General features: G+C 70.4%; 10 protein-coding genes. 5 read left to right on the top strand and 5 right to left on the bottom strand.

Features of this window, described 5'->3' with window-relative positions; all coding sequences use genetic code 11:
• Positions 1-13: 13 nt before the first annotated feature.
• Entirely contained in the window at positions 14-754 is a 741-nt protein-coding gene (locus BM041_RS18330) for an aspartate/glutamate racemase family protein (RefSeq protein WP_245762154.1), read from the bottom strand.
• 200 nt (positions 755-954) lie between these two features.
• On the opposite strand from BM041_RS18330, the gene BM041_RS18325 reads away from it, so the two are divergent.
• From BM041_RS18325 to BM041_RS18305, 5 genes are all read left to right on the top strand, one after another.
• A complete protein-coding gene (locus BM041_RS18325; protein ID WP_092961334.1) occupies positions 955-1,998 on the top strand; it encodes a TRAP transporter substrate-binding protein in 1,044 nt (347 codons plus the stop codon).
• A 2-nt stretch (positions 1,999-2,000) separates the two neighbouring features.
• The gene (locus tag BM041_RS18320) at positions 2,001-3,449 is read left to right on the top strand and encodes an amidohydrolase family protein (protein WP_092961458.1); all 1,449 of its coding nucleotides are present in this window, start codon (positions 2,001-2,003) and stop codon (positions 3,447-3,449) included.
• An 83-nt stretch (positions 3,450-3,532) separates the two neighbouring features.
• On the top strand, positions 3,533-5,629 hold the full coding sequence (locus tag BM041_RS18315; protein ID WP_092961333.1) for a hydantoinase/oxoprolinase family protein: 2,097 nt from the start codon (positions 3,533-3,535) through the stop codon (positions 5,627-5,629).
• Position 5,630: 1 nt separating this feature from the next.
• Positions 5,631-7,352, top strand: coding sequence for a hydantoinase B/oxoprolinase family protein (locus BM041_RS18310; protein WP_217648761.1), 1,722 nt, complete (start codon positions 5,631-5,633; stop codon positions 7,350-7,352).
• Positions 7,349-8,314, top strand: coding sequence for a Bug family tripartite tricarboxylate transporter substrate binding protein (locus tag BM041_RS18305; RefSeq protein WP_092961331.1), 966 nt, complete (start codon positions 7,349-7,351; stop codon positions 8,312-8,314). Before BM041_RS18310 ends, BM041_RS18305 begins: the two co-directional genes overlap by 4 nt.
• Before the next feature lie 47 nt (positions 8,315-8,361).
• Here the strand turns inward: BM041_RS18305 and BM041_RS18300 are convergent, their stop codons facing one another.
• The 4 genes from BM041_RS18300 to BM041_RS18285 form a co-directional block, all read right to left on the bottom strand.
• Positions 8,362-9,795: an NAD-dependent succinate-semialdehyde dehydrogenase gene (locus tag BM041_RS18300; protein ID WP_092961330.1), complete on the bottom strand. Its 1,434-nt coding sequence runs from the start codon at positions 9,793-9,795 to the stop codon at positions 8,362-8,364.
• Positions 9,796-9,905: 110 nt separating this feature from the next.
• Positions 9,906-12,482, bottom strand: a complete 2,577-nt coding sequence (locus BM041_RS18295; protein ID WP_092961329.1) for a glycosyltransferase — start codon at positions 12,480-12,482, stop codon at positions 9,906-9,908.
• Between the two features lie 120 nt (positions 12,483-12,602).
• Positions 12,603-14,012, bottom strand: a complete 1,410-nt coding sequence (locus BM041_RS18290; RefSeq protein ID WP_092961328.1) for a sulfotransferase family protein — start codon at positions 14,010-14,012, stop codon at positions 12,603-12,605.
• A 14-nt stretch (positions 14,013-14,026) separates the two neighbouring features.
• Positions 14,027-15,052: a C-terminal binding protein gene (locus BM041_RS18285; RefSeq protein ID WP_092961327.1), complete on the bottom strand. Its 1,026-nt coding sequence runs from the start codon at positions 15,050-15,052 to the stop codon at positions 14,027-14,029.
• Positions 15,053-15,129: the final 77 nt, after the last annotated feature.

Here is a 15,129-nt window from a genome sequence, read left to right as displayed (position 1 = left end):
TCCCGTGCCATCCTCATGCGCCCGCCGCCAGCAACGCGGCGAGGGCGGGTGACAGGCCCTGGGTCGGCCGCTGCCCGGGATGCGCCAGGCTGCCCGTGCGCGCCTTGGCGGGCTTCAGGCGCACCAGCATCTCCAGCAGGCCGATGCCGGCGGCGATGCCATCCAGCATCGGCACGGGCACGGCATCGCGGATGCGGGCGGGCATGCCGGCCATGGCGGCGCCGCACAGGACCACGACTTCCGCCCCCGTCTCGGCAACCAGGGCGCTGGCGGCATCGGCCACCTTGGCGTCCACCGTCGCCGGATCGGCATAGGCATCCTTGGGCGAGGCGGTGATGGCGCGGATGCCGGCCAGCCTTCCCGTCAGCCCCTGCTGCGCCACCAGCTCCTGGTAGATGAAGGGCGTGCCGAAGGTGACGAGGCCGAAGCGCGTGCCGAGCAGGCAGGCCGCCGCGATGCCCGCTTCCGTCATGCCGACCACCGGCACGGGCAGGACCTCCCGCGCCGCGAGCAAGCCCGTGTCGTAGGAGACGGCGAGCAGCACGCCATCCGCGCCCGCCACATTCTCCGCCAGCATCTCCAGCATCGCATGGCCGGCGATCGCGTTCTCGGCGCGGGAGTTGATGATCTGGGCGCCGAAGCGGCCGGTCAGGGGCAGGATCTCCGTACCCGGGGAGGCGACGGCGCGGGCGGCGGTCGCGCAGAGTTCGGTGACCTGCGGGGTTGTGTTGGGGTTGGCGACCAGCAGGCGCACGGCGCGACTCCGTCCGGGAAATGGCGCCGGGATTATGCATGGGTCCCGCAAAGGCGCGATGCTGCCGAATATCGCGGCAGATTGCCCGTGGGGTGGGCGGATCAGCGGCCGCCGCCCCCGCTTCGGGCGCCGCAGCGGCCTTGCGCCCGGCGCGTGGCCGCCGCGTAATGCGCGCGCCATCGATCCTCGGGGGGACACCCATGAACCCAATCCGCAGCCTGCTCGGCGCCGTGCTCGCCGTTTCCCTCTCGGCGGGCGCCGCCATGGCCCAGGCGCCGGTGCGCTGGCTCAGCCAGTCGCAGGCGGTCTCCACCCAGTTCCCGGTGGAGAATGCGGCGATGGAGCGCATCACCACGGGGCTCAACGTCCGCATCGAGCGCAGCGAGTTCCAGGGCCTCGGCATCAACATGGCCGATGCGCTGCGCCTGGTCCGCGCCGGCACCTTCGATGTCGTCTCCGCGCAGATCGGCCTGGCGTCGCGTGACGATCCCTTCCTGGAAGGCATCGACCTGATCGGCGTCTCCACGGACCTGGAGGAACTGCGCGGCGCGGTGAATGCGTTCCGGGAGGTCTTCGACGCCCGCATCCAGCAGCGTTTCGGCGCCAAGGTCGTCGCGATCTGGCCCTTCGGGTCGCAGGTCTTCTTCTGCAGCCAGCCCATCCGCACGCTGGATGACCTCCGCGGCCAGCGCGTGCGGTCCTTCACCGCGTCGATGTCGCAACTGCTGGAACGGCTGGGCGCGACGCCGGTGACGCTGTCCTTCCCGGAAGTCTATCCGGCGCTGCAGCGGGGCGTCGCGTCCTGCGGCATCACCTCGCCCACCTCCGCCAATACGGGCAAGTGGCCGGAGGTGACGACGCATCTGCTGCCGCTGTCGGTGTCGGGCGCGGTGCAGGCGCATCTCGTGAACCTGGCCTGGTGGAACCGCCAGACGCCGGCGCAGCGGGACGCCTACCTGGCCCAGTTCACGCGCATGGAGAATGATCTGTGGGAACTGGCGCGCACGACCAATGAGGATGCGACGAATTGCAGCCTCGGCCGGCCGGAATGCCTGCGCCAGGCGCACCAGCCCTTCAACATGACGCTGGCCACGGTCAGCGAGGCCGACAAGACCCGGCTGCGCCGGATCTCGGAGGAGGTGATCCTCTCCGAATGGGCGGCGCGCTGCAACCGCGCCTATCCCGGCTGCGCGCAGGTGTGGAACGACACGGTCGGCCGCGCGCGCGGCATGGCGATCCGCTGAGCATGACGGCCCCCGTCACCGTCATCCGCCGGGCCGCCTGGGTGGTGGCCTGGGACGGGGTGGCGGGGGCGCATGGGTATCTGCGGGATGCCGATGTCGCCTTCGCCGGCGACTGCCTGGTGCAGGTCGGCGGGCATTGGGATGGGGTTGCGGCGCGGGAGATCGATGGCAGCGCCGCCATCGTGCTGCCGGGCCTCATCAACATCCATTGCCATCCCGGCCAGTCCCCGCTGTTCCGCGGCTATGTCGAGGAATTCGGCAATCCGCGGCTGTTCAATTCCGGCCGCCACCGCTTCCGCCAGGCCTTCATCCCGGATGCGGAGGCGATCCGCGCGAGCGCCCGCTACACCTATGCGGAGTTGCTGGCCTCCGGCGTCACCACCGCCGTCGACCTCAGCCATGCCTATCCCGGCTGGATCGAGCAGTTCGCGGTGAGCGGGTTGCGCGGCGTCGTCGCGCCGATGTTCCGATCCGCCAACTGGTTCACGGAGACGGGGCAGGAGACGCAATACGACTGGGTCCCGGATTTCGGCGCCGCTGCCTTCGCCGAAGCGGCGGAGGTAATGGACCAGGCGGAGGCGCATGAGAGCGGGCGCCTCTCGGCCATGGTGTCGCCAGCGCAGGTGGATACCTGCACGCCCGATCTGCTGCGGCGCGGCGCGGAACTGGCGCGCGCCAGGGGAAGGCCGCTGCACACCCATGCCGCGCAGAGCATCGCCGAATTCGCGGGCATGACGCGGCGTCATGACTGCACGCCGATCGAGTATCTGCACGGGCTCGGCTTCCTCGGCCCCACCACCATCCTCGGCCATGCCGTGTTCACCGATGCGCATCCCTGGATCCTCTGGCCGCGGCGCGAGGATCTTCGGCTGCTGGCGGAGACGGGCACGGCGGTCGCGCATTGCCCGACGGTGTTCCTGCGGGATGGCTCGATGCTGCATGACCTCGGCGCCTATATGGAACGCGGCATCGCCATCGCGATGGGGACGGATACCCACCCGCAGAATCTGTGGGAGGAGATGCGCGTGGCGGAGTTGCAGGCGCGCGCGGCGGCGGGGCCGATGCATCGCTGCGACACGGCGCGCATCTTCCACGCCGCCACCGCCGCCGCGGCTGATGTGCTGGGGCGCGACGATATCGGCAGGCTCGCGGTGGGGGCGAAGGCGGATATCGTCATCGCCACGCTGGACCACCCAGCGATGCAGCCGGCGCGCGATCCCTTGCGCAACCTGGTGCATGTCGCGGGCGAAAGGCCTGTCCGCGATGTCTTCGTCGATGGCGTGCAGCGCGTGGAGGGGGGCGAGGTGCTGACCATCGACCGCGCGCGCGCCTCCGCCGATGTGGCGCGGGAACAGGCGCGGCTGGCGGCGCTGGTGGCGGATCGCGATCCCCGGGGCGCGACGGTGGATGAGTTGATGCCGCTGTCGCTGCCGATCCTTGGATCGCGGTGATGCGGAAATAGCGTCGCGGATTCGCTTGCCGGGCGCGGGATCGGGTCGCACGATCCTGGCCCAGGCACAGCGGGATTGCGCGGATGAACGACCGGCGATTGCGGATCGGCGTCGATGTCGGCGGCACCTTCACCGACCTCGCCATGGTGGATGAGGCGACTGGCCGCATCGCCTTCCACAAGGTGCCCTCCACGCCCGCCGACCCCTCCCAGGCCATCGAGACGGGGGTGAGGGAGATCCTGGCCAGGAACGGGCGCGGCGCGGCGGAAGTCGCCTTCCTCGGCCATGGCACGACGGTGGCCACCAACATGGTGATCGAACGCCGCGGCGCGCGGACGGCGATGGTCACGACCAGGGGTTTCCGCGACGTCATCGAGATCGCGCGCCAGATCAGGCCGCATCTCTACGACTACGATTTGCAGCGCCCCGCGCCGCTGGCGCCGCGGCGGCGACGGATCGAGATTGCGGAACGCATCGCGGCCGATGGCCAGGTGCTGGTGCCGATGGATGAGGCGGCCGTGGTCGCGGCGGCCGAGGGCTTCGCGGCGGAGGGCGTGACCTCGGTCGCCATCTGCTTCCTCAATGCCTGGCGCGACGCGAGCCATGAGAGGGCGGCGAAGGCGGCGATCCGCCGGGTGATGCCGGATGTCTACCTGTCGGTGTCGAGCGAGGTGCTGCCGGAATTCCGGGAATTCGACCGCTTCTCCACGACGGTGGTGAATGCCTTCGTCGGGCCGCGCATGGCGCATTACCTGGACCGGCTGCTGGCGCGGGTGCGGGATACCGGCATCACGGCGGAACCCTACACCGTGCATTCCAATGGCGGGCTGATGTCGGTCGCGACGGCGGCGGCGACGCCGGTGCGCACCTGCCTCTCCGGCCCCGCCGCCGGCGTGATCGGCGCGGCGGTGGTGGCGGCGCAGGCGGGGTTTCCGGATATCGTCACCTTCGATGCGGGCGGCACGTCCACGGATGTCTCGGTCGTCGCCGGCGGGCAGAGCACCACCACCAGTGCGCGCGATGTCGCGGGCTATCCGGTGAAGGTGCCGAGCATCGGCATCGATGTGATCGGCGCCGGTGGCGGTTCCATCGCGCATATCGACAGCGGTGGCGCGCTGAAGGTGGGGCCGCGCAGCGCGGGGGCGGATCCGGGCCCGGCGGCCTATGGGCGCGGGGGCACGGAGCCGACGCTGACGGATGCGAATATCGTGCTGGGACGGCTGGACCAGACGGCGCTGCTGCGCGGCACCATGCCGATCGATGCCGAGGCCGCGCGCCGCGCGGTGCGGGAGAAGGTGGCGGAACCGCTCGGGCTGACACTGGAACAGGCGGCGCTCGGCATCATCCGCATCGCGGTCGCGAATATGGGCCGCGCCATCCGCGGCGTGACGACGGAACGCGGCTACGCGCCGGAGCATTTCTGTCTGTTCGCCTTCGGCGGCGCGGGGCCGATCCATGCCACCGAAGTGGCGCGCGAATGTTCGATCCCGACCGTGCTGGTGCCGCGGGAGCCTGGCACGATGTGCGCCCGCGGCATCCTGCTGGCCGATATCGCGCTTGATTTCGTGCGCAGCGAGATCAGGCCGCTGGACGACGCCGCCTGGACCCGCGCCCAGGCGCTGTTCGCGGAGATGGCGGCGGAGGCCGAGGCCTGGCTGGCGGGAGAGGGTGTGCTGCCCGAACGCCGCGCCACCATCCGCGCCGTGGAACTGCGCTACGAGGGCCAGAATTTCGAGGTTCGCGTGCCGCTGGGCCACGAATTGCCGGACCTGCCCACGGTGCTGGCCAGCTTCGCGGTGGAGCACGCCCGCACCAATGGCTACGACATTCCGGGCCGTGGCGTGGAACTCGTGAATTGCCGGCTGACGGCGGTCGGCCATGTGCCGCGCGGGATGCCGGAACCGCCACCCTCCGGCGGATCGACGGAGGCAGCGCGCATCGGCACGCGCCAGGTCTATTTCGACCCGCGCCTCGGCTGGCAGGAAACGCCGGTCTATGCGCGGGAAGGGCTGCCGATCGGCGGCGTGCTGCGCGGCCCGGCGGTGATCGAGGAGATGTCGGCGACCTCCCTCGTCTTCCCCGGCCAGACGGCGACGCTGGATGCCGATGGCAACATCATCCTGCGCCAGGCCGATGATGCGGCCACGGATGGCGCGAAGCGGGAGACGGCGGATGCCTGACATGACCCCCCCGCGCCCGGCGGCCGATGCCATCGCCATGGAGGTCTTCGCCAACCGCCTCCTCTCCATCACGGAGGAGATGGGCAACGTCCTGGTCCGCGCCTCCTTCTCCACCAACATCAAGGAACGGAAGGACTGCTCCGTCGGCATGTTCGACTGGCGCGGGCGCTGCCTGGCGCAGGCCGCGCATATGCCGATGCATCTGGGATCGCTGATGGGCAGCGTGGTGACGCTGCTGGAACGCTACACGCTGGACCGGATGAAGCCGGGCGACGCCTTCATCTGCAACGATGTCTTCCTGGCCCGCGGCACGCACCAGCCCGACATCAACATCATCACCCCCGTCTTCGTCGATGGCCGCGTCGCCTTCTTCGCCGTGAACACCGGCCACCATAGCGATGTCGGCGGACCGAACCCGGGGTCCATGTCGCAAAGCGCGCGGACGATCTTCGAGGAAGGGATCCGCATCCCGATCATGAAGATCGTGCGGGAAGGCGAGCTCGACACCGATCTGCTGGAGATGATCGCGCATAATTCGCGCGAACCGGCGGAGCGTATCCTCGATTTGCGCGCGCAGATCGCGGTGAATGAACGCGGCGCGGAACTGATGCAGCGCCTGGTGGCGACGGACGGCCTGCCGGCGGTGGAGGCGGCGGTGGAGGCGCTGCTGGCCTATACCGGGCGGCGTCTGCGTGCCCGCATCGCCGCGCTGCCGGATGGCGACTATGTCGGCGAACGCTGGATGGATAGCGATGGCGTGCCGGGCGGCGAGCCCATCCTGCTGCGCGCCCGCGTGGCCGTGCGGGGCGAGGATCTGCTGCTGGATTTCGAGGGGTCCGCCGCCCAGGCCCGCGGCGCGCTGAACATCGCGACCAATGCGCTGGAGGCCACCTGCTACTACGCGGTGAAGGCGCTGCTGGACCCGGAATTGCCGGCGAATAGCGGGCTGTTCGAGGCCATTCGCATCAGCGCGCCGGAAGGCAGCATCTGCAACCCGCGCTTCCCCGCCGCGACCGCCGCGCGCGCCATTTCCTGCAACCGCCTGGCGGCCGCGATCTTCGATGCGATGAACCGCATCCTGCCGCCCGAGCGCCGCATGGCGCACAGCCATGACAGCGTGCCGGCGCTGCTCGTCTCCGGCCAGCGGCGTGGCGGGACCTATGTCTATCTGGAGACCATCGGTGGGGGTGCCGGCGCGCGGCTCGGCGCGGATGGGGCGGAGGCGGTGCAGATGCACGTCACCAACAGCTCCAACCTGCCGGCGGAGGCGCTGGAGATCGAATACCCGCTGCTGGTCGATGAATATGCGCTGGTCGCGGATAGCGGCGGCGCGGGGCAGTGGCGCGGCGGGCTCGGCATCGCGCGGCAGATTTCCTCCCGTGTCGATGGTTCGCTGCTGACGGCGCGGGGGGAGGGGCATGTGAAGGTGGCGCCCGGCCTCGATGGCGGGCTGCCCGGTGGGCGGGCGCTGCTGCTGATCGCGCCTGGCACGGCCGATGAACGCCTGCTGCCCACGGCGACGACGGCGCTGCCGATGACGGCGGGGCTCGGCGTGCGGATGGAAACGCCCGGCGGCGGCGGCATGGGGGACCCCGCGAAGCGGGACCCGATGGCGCTGGCCGCCGATATCCTGGACGGCAAGGTGAGCCGCGAGGCCGCCGAGCGTGACTATGGTGCAACCCGCGTGGCGGAGGCGCTGCGCCACTGGAAGGAGCCGACATGATCGCGCGTCGTACCGCCCTGGCGGCCCTCCTGGCCGCACCCTCCATCGCCAGTGCGCAAGGCGCCTGGCCGAACCGTCCCATCCGCGTGGTGGTGCCCTTCGCCGCCGGCGGTGGAACCGATGTCTCCGCCCGCATCTATGTCGCGCGGATGAGCGAGATCCTCGGCCAGCAGCTTGTCATCGACAATCGCGGCGGCTCCGGCGGGAATATCGGGCAGGAACAATTCACCCGCGCGGCGCCGGATGGCTACACGATCCTGCTGACCAGCAACGGGCCGCTGACGGTCAACCGCTACCTCTACAAGGATATGAACCACGATCCCCTGCGGGACCTGCTGCCCATCGGGCTGATCCTGCGGATCGAGCAGCTGCTGGTCGTGCATCCCGACCTGCCCGCCAACAATGTCGCGGAGTTCATCGCGCTGGCGAAGGCGCGGCCGGGGGCGCTGAACTACGGATCGGCCGGTGCCGGATCCTCGCTGCACCTGGCGGCGGAGCTGTTCAAGCTGCGGGCCGGCGTGAACCTGACGCATGTACCCTATCGCGGCGGCGGGCCGGCCATGGCGGACCTCATGGCGGGCAACATCCAGGCGATGTTCGACAGCATGCCATCGAGCTGGCCGCAGGTGCGGGGCGGCACGGTGAAGCCGCTGGCGATGTGCGGGGCGAAGCGCCATCCGCTGCTGCCGAACCTGCCGACCATCACGGAGGCCGGCGTGCCGAATTGCGTGGCCGGCACCTGGATCGCGACCCTCGCCCCCATCGGCACCCCACCCGCCATCGTGCAGCGGTTCAGCGAGGCATCGCGCCAGGCGCTCGGCGAGACGACGCTGCGGGAGGCGCTGGCCCGCGCCGGGGCGGATGCGGATTGGTCATCCGCCGCGGATCTGCGCGCGCTGATGGAAAGCGACACCGCCCAATGGGGCGAGGTGGTGCGGGAAGCGGGGATCACCGCGAGCTGACGGCGACGCGCCCTCGCCCCGTGACGGGGCGAGGGCGTTTGTGGGCGCTACAGCCCGGCCTGGGACACGAACTTCGTGTTCAGGTAGGCCTCGATGGCCTCGGACCCGCCCTCGCTGCCATAGCCGCTGTCCTTCATGCCGCCGAAGGGCACTTCCGGCAGCGCGAGGCCGAGGTGGTTGATGGTCATCATCCCGCTCTCGACCCGCGCCGCGATGGCGTTCGCCGTCTTGGCGCTGCGGGTGAAGGCGTAGGAGGCCAGGCCGAAGGGCAGGCGGTTGGCTTCCTCCACGACCTCATCGAGGTCGGTGAAGGGCGCGATCATGGCGAGCGGGCCGAAGGGCTCCTCGTTCATCATGCGGGCATCGCGGCCGACGCCGGTGATGACGGTGGGCTGGTAGAAATAGCCCTTGTTGCCGATCCGCTCGCCGCCCGTATGGACTTCCGCGCCGCGCTGCCGCGCATCGGCCACCAGGCCCTCCACCCAGGGGACGCGACGCTCATGCGCCAGCGGGCCCATCTGCGTATCGCCATCCATGCCGTTGCCGACCTTCAGCGCGGCGGCGGCGGCGGTGAACTTCTCCACGAAGGGGGCGTAGAGCTTCTCCTGGATCAGGAACCGCGTCGGCGAGACGCAGACCTGGCCCGCATTGCGGAACTTGGCGCCGGCCAGCGTCTTCACGGCCAGGTCGAGATCCGCATCGTCGAAGACGATCGCCGGCGCATGGCCGCCGAGTTCCATCGTCACGCGCTTCATATGGGCGCCGGCCAGCGCCGCCAGGTGCTTGCCGATGGGGGTGGAACCCGTGAAGGTCACCTTGCGGATGACGGGATGCGGGATGAGGTATTCGCTGATCTCGGCCGGCACGCCGAAGACCAGGTTGGCGACGCCGGCGGGCAGGCCCGCATCGGCGAAGGCGCGGATCAGCGCGGCGGGGGAGGCCGGCGTCTCCTCCGGCGCCTTGACGATGATGGAGCAGCCCGTGGCCAGCGCGGCGGAGAGCTTGCGCACCACCTGGTTGATCGGGAAGTTCCAGGGCGTGAAGGCGGCGACGGGGCCGACAGGCTCCTTCACCACCAGCTGGTAGATGCCCTCGCCGCGCGCGGGGATGACGCGGCCATAGGCGCGGCGCGATTCCTCGGCGAACCAGTCGATGATGTCGGCGGCGGCCATCGCCTCCATCTTCGCCTCGGCCAGGGGCTTGCCCTGTTCAAGGGTCATGAGCTTCGCGACTTCCTCGTTCCTCGACCGGAAGATGTCGGCCGCCTTGCGCATCAGCTTGGAACGGTCATAGGCCGAGACCTTCTTCCAGACCGCGAAACCCTTCTCCGCCGCGGCCAGGGCCTCATCGAGGTCGTCCTTGCTGGCATGGGCGACGGTGGCCAGCACTTCCTCGGTCGCGGGGTTCAGGACGGGGATGGAGCGGTTGCCGGCGGCGTTGCGCCACTTGCCATCGATGAAGAGCTGGACGTCGGGATACATGCGCGTCTCCTCGGCGGCCCCGTATGCGGGGCGCGGATAGGGTGATCTGGCGGGGAGGGAAACTGGCACAGGCGGCGCCCCGGGGGAACCGGGGCGGGCGCCGGCGGGGTTCACGCAAGGCGGTCGAACAGCGTCTTGAATCGTGAATTGATGGCGTCGTCGCCGCAGGTCCGTTCCACATAGGCAAGGCCATTCGCCCGCAGGCGCTGCCAGGCGGCCTCGTCCTGGTAGAGCCAGGCGATCGCCTCCGCGATGGCGCGGGGTTCATCGGCCAGGGCGATGTCCTCCGCATGGGTCAGGCCCATGCCTTCCGCCGCCATGGTGGTGGCGACGCAGGGCACGCCATGCGCCAGGCTTTCCAGCACCTTGCCCTTCACCCCCGCGCCGTAGCGCAGCGGCGCCACCATCAGCCGCTGCCGGTCCAGATAGGGGCCGAGCTGCGGCACGAAGCCTTCCAGATGCACATCGGGCGCGGCCAGCCGGTGGAAGCTGTCCGGCATGTGCGACCCCGCGATGCGGAAGACGATGCCGGGCAGCAGCGGCCGCAGATGCGGCATCACCTGTTCGACGAAGAAGGTCACGGCATCGACATTGGGCGTGTGCCGGTAGCCACCGAGATAGGTGATGCCCTGGCGATCCGCGAAGGAAGCGGCCCCCGGACGGGCCTTCACCGTCCAGGGGATGACGTTCAGCCGGTCCTCGGCCACCGCGCCGGCGAGGTAGGCGGCCTCATGCGTCGAATGGACGATCACCTGGTCCGCCATCGACAGGGCCGTGACTTCCCGCGCCTTCACCACCGCGGCTTCCTTGGCGATGGCGGGGCTGCCGGTGATGGCGGCCTCCCGCTCCAGCCGCAGGTGATGGAGGTCCGCGACGGAATAGATGATCCGTGCCTGCGGCATCGCGCTGCGGATCAGGCCGGCATATTTGAAGGCGTTGACGAAGCGGTGCAGGAAGACGGTGTCGAATTCCGCGCCGCGCTTGCGGATCACCTCCTCCAGCGACCAGTACCAGGGGTGGTGCAGGCATTCGATGCCGATGCGTTGCAGCGCCTGCGTCAGCGTGCCGAGATGCGCCATGTTGTCGGCCGGCACGAAGGTGATCTTGGCGCCCAGTGCCTGCATCGCGCGCATATGCGCGACGGCGGCGACCGATCCCGCATCCTCCTGCGGCGTCGGCGTCGTCTCATCGATGAAGAGGATGCGGCGCGTGATGCCACGTTCCTTGGCCAGTTCCGGCTCATCCCCGTTCAGCCGGTGCCGGGACAGGGCATCGCGCCAGCGATCGAAGAACTTGCGGCCATTGACCAGCTGGTAGCGCTTGGCGCCGGTACCCTTCACATCGGTGCCGCTGGTGATGCCCTCATGGTGCACCAGTTCGGACAGCGGCTGATACAGCACGCGCAGCCCGCGCTGCCGGATGCGGAAGGCGAGGTCCGTATCCTCGTAATAGGCGGGGCTGTAATGCGCGTCGAAGCCGCCCAGCGCATCGAACACGGGGCGGGGCACCATGATGGAGGCGCCGGAGACGTAGTCCACGTCCCGCATGTAGGAAATGCGCGGATCGTCGGGCCGGCTGCCGCGGCCGTAGTTCCACCCATCGCCGAGCCGCCAGACGATGCCACCGGCTTCCTGCACGCTGCCATCGGGGAAGATGAGCTTGGAGCCGACCAGCCCGGCATCCGGCACTTCCGCGAAGGTGTCGCGCAGCGCGTCCAGCCAGCCGTCGCGCACTTCCGTGTCGTTGTTCAGGAACAGCAGGTAGCGGCCGCGCGCCGCGGCGGCGCCGGCGTTGCAGGACGCGATGAAGCCGCCATTGCGCGGGCTGCGCAGATACAGCACCGCGCCGCTGATGACGGAGGGCAGGAACAGCGTCTCGTCCATCGACGCGTCGTCCACCACGATCACCTCGAAGCCCGTGCGCGGCAGCGCCTTCAGGATGCTGGCGAGGCATTGGTAGGTGTAGGCGAACTTCCCGTGCACGGGAATGATGACGCTGACCTCGGGATCGGGCGCGTCCGGGAAGGACAGCTGCGGGTAGCGCGCGCAGAAATCCTGCAGGATGGTGCCGAGGCGGTCGGAGAAGGAGAAGGCGAGGTCGATCGTCGCCTGGGCGCGATCCTCCCCGGCCTGGGCGGCAAGCTGGGTGTAGCGGGGCAGCATGGCACCGAGCGTCGCCATGACCGGCCCGACCACGTCCCGCATCTCCGCGGCCGAGGTCGCGGCGGCAGCGCGTGCCTCCAGCTTCGGCAGCAGCGCGGCCACGTCCTCCCACCGCAAGGGCGGCTTCGGGTTGTCGAGCACGAGCGGCGAATTGGCGAGGTCCTCGCCCTGCCCGGCGATGCGGAGATGGAGGATGTGGCGCGCTTCGATCAGCAGATGCTGCGGCATGGCGATGTTGAAGCCGCAGAGCAGGCCGGGCGCGCCGCCGGGGGGCGCGACATCCGGCCGCCATAGATCGGCGCGGGTGCGCAGGATCAGCTGTTCCCCGTCCCAGAGCTCGACGGACAGGGGTTCATGCGGCCGGGCGGGATCGATCGCCCAGCCCCAGACATGCGTGTCGGTCCAGCTTTCCACCGTGCCATGCGGCTGCGCGGCGCCGGCCGGCGGGGCGGGCTTGTCCGCCATGGGCGCCGCGGATGCGGGCGCGGACAGCCCGCGGAGCAGGGCAAGGGTGCCGCTGTTCATCGGCTGGCGGCTTCGCGGGATGGCTGGCGCCGCATCGGCTACTCCCCTGGCAGGCGCGCGCGCATCACGGCGCCGGCATCATCAATGCGGCAGCAGGGCGGCCCGCCGCAAGGGGTTGCGTCAGGCCAGCGGGTCCAGCAGCGCGGCGGGCAGGGAGCGGTAGCGCAGCAGCCCGGCCTCCGCCACCGCCGCATGCAGCGCGGTGAGGGCATCGAACCAGGCGGCATGCGGGCTGCCGACGGCGAGCTGCCCGACCAGCCGTTCCGAGCGGGCGCGGTGCCGCACGCTCTCATCGGAAATCGGCGCGGGATTCCGCCCCACATTGAGGTCGCCGCGCACCTGGCTGAGGTCGAGATGCTGTTCGTAGTGCAACTGCGCCGGTTCGGCCGGGACGCCGATGAAGGCGGCGATGCGCGGCAGCAGGGCGGCGGGGTTCGCGGCCAGAGCCTCGAACGCCAGCAGCGCGCCATCCTGGTCGCGCAGGATGCCGAGCATGGTGGAGACGGCGCGGCGGTACTTGTCGCTCCACAGCCCGAACTGGCGCGCATCCAGCGGCACCTGGTCCCCCCACCACTGGCCGCGGCGCTCCACCTCGGACAGGAAGGTGTGGGCGGGCTTGCGCAGCAGCATCAGCGCGGCGCGGTCAAGCGGCAGGGGCGACTGGTCGAGCAGCAGCCGGAAATGGCCGAGGTAGTCGAGATTGGCCGCCGTCTCCTTCACGAAGAGGCAGCGGGCGGGGTCCGGCGCGATGCCGGCCTTTTCCATCAGCCGCGGCAGGGTCGCATCCGCGGCGCCATCCAGCAGGCGACCGTTCCACGGCTCGAACACCGCATCCACCTTCGAATGCACCTGGAACATCGCCGTCAGCAGCGTGGTGCCGGAACGCGGGAGCGCCATCAGCGTCGCCAGGCGCCCGGGCAGGCCGGCGGGCGCGGCCATGGCGGGGGGTGGTGTCGCCGCGATGCCCCGGGTGGCGAGCAGGATGGGGACCATGCCCTCGCCCTCCGCCGCGATGGCGTGGCGGGCGGAGGCGATCAGGACCAGGCTTGCATCGGCGAAGCCCGCCGCCCGCAGCCGGCCCAGCTGCGCCCAGGCGCCGGGGCCGATGCTGGCGGGCAGGGGCACGATGACGATGCCGCCCGGCCGCAGCGCGGGCAGCGCAGTCTCCCACCCCGGCGCATCGCCGACCAGCAGGTCCGCCCGCCCTTCGGCATGGAGCGAATCGTGGGAGGCGAGCAGCCCGAGTCGATGCTGGGCGGGCGCGGGATCGACGCGGGCGATGATGCGCAGATCCTGCCGATGCCCCCAGCCACGGCGCCGCAGGGCGACGCGCATGGCCAGCTGCAGGGCGCGGCGCGGCGCGCCCTGCAAGGCATCGGCCGGCGCCGGGCCCATCTTCCCGGTCAGCGGATCCGTCACACCGTGGCGCGCGGCCGCGGCCACCACCGCATCCGCGATGCCGGGCGCCTGCGTGGTGCGCCAGGCGCGCCAGCCGCCCTCGTCAGGGAAGGGGAGGAAGAATTCCGGCACCGGCCAACGGGCCCTCAGCTGTTCGGGCCGCGTTCCATCGCATAGGGCTGCCACCGGCGCAGCCCCGATTCCGGCAGGGTCGTCGGGTTGACGCAGGACATCGGCCAGCGGCCGGACAGCACCAGCGCCATCTCCTGCCCCGCGCGGCGCTTCCGCGCCTGGTCGAAGCGGGCGGAGGCGCTGGCGTTGTGCGGGCTCAGGATGATGTGCGGCATCCTGAGCAGCGGATTGTCCGGGCTCGGCGGTTCCTGTTCCAGCACGTCGAGGCCGGCGCCGGCGATCGTCCTCGATTCGAGGGCGGCGATCAGCGCGGCCTCATCCACCGTGGGACCGCGGCCGGTGTTGATGAAGATGGCGGTGGGCTTCATCTTCGCGAAGTGCTTCGCGGTGAGCATCTTCCCGGTGTCGGGCGTGGACGGCGCGTGCATGGAGATGAAGTCGGACTGGGCCAGCACCTCATCCAGGCTGGCGGGCACGACGCCGAGGGCGGACATCGTCAGCTCATCCACGAAGGGGTCGTAGGCCATCAGGCGCAGGCCGAAGGCCTTGGCGCGGATCGCGACCAGGCGGGCGACGCGGCCGAAGGCGACGAAGCCCAGCGTCTGGCCCATCAGCCGCGGCACGCTGTTGAGCTGCGGCCGGCCCTCGCCCCAGCGGCCCTCCCGCACCATGCGGTCCTGTTCGATGCAGCGGCGATGCGTCGCCAGCAGCAGCATCATGGCGTGGTCGGCCACTTCCTCGATGAAGGTGTCGGGACAGTTGGTGACGGGGATGCCGCGGGCGGTGGCGGCGACGACATCGATGTAGTCCACGCCGACGCTGGCGCAGGTGATGACCTTGGCCTTGGGCGCGGCCGCGATCATCGCCGCGGTCAGCTTCATGCCCTTCATGTAGATCGCGTCCGCATCGCCGGCGGCGGCGATGAAGGCGGCCTCGTTCGGCGCGCATTCGACGATCTCGGCACCCAGGCGTTCCAGCGCATCCATCTCGTACCCATAGCCGCCGGCGGCGGCGATCGCGGGTGTCAGGATCTTCGGCATGGCGTTTCGTTCCCCCAATCGGATGGCAAGAACGGTTGCACGCGCCCCAGGGGGCGACAAGCGCGGCAGGGCTGATA

It is taken from the genome of Falsiroseomonas stagni DSM 19981, from assembly GCF_900114315.1.
Classification (GTDB): domain Bacteria; phylum Pseudomonadota; class Alphaproteobacteria; order Acetobacterales; family Acetobacteraceae; genus Falsiroseomonas; species Falsiroseomonas stagni.
The sequence above is the reverse complement of the archived record's forward strand: the minus strand, read 5'-3'. Positions and strand labels throughout refer to the sequence as shown.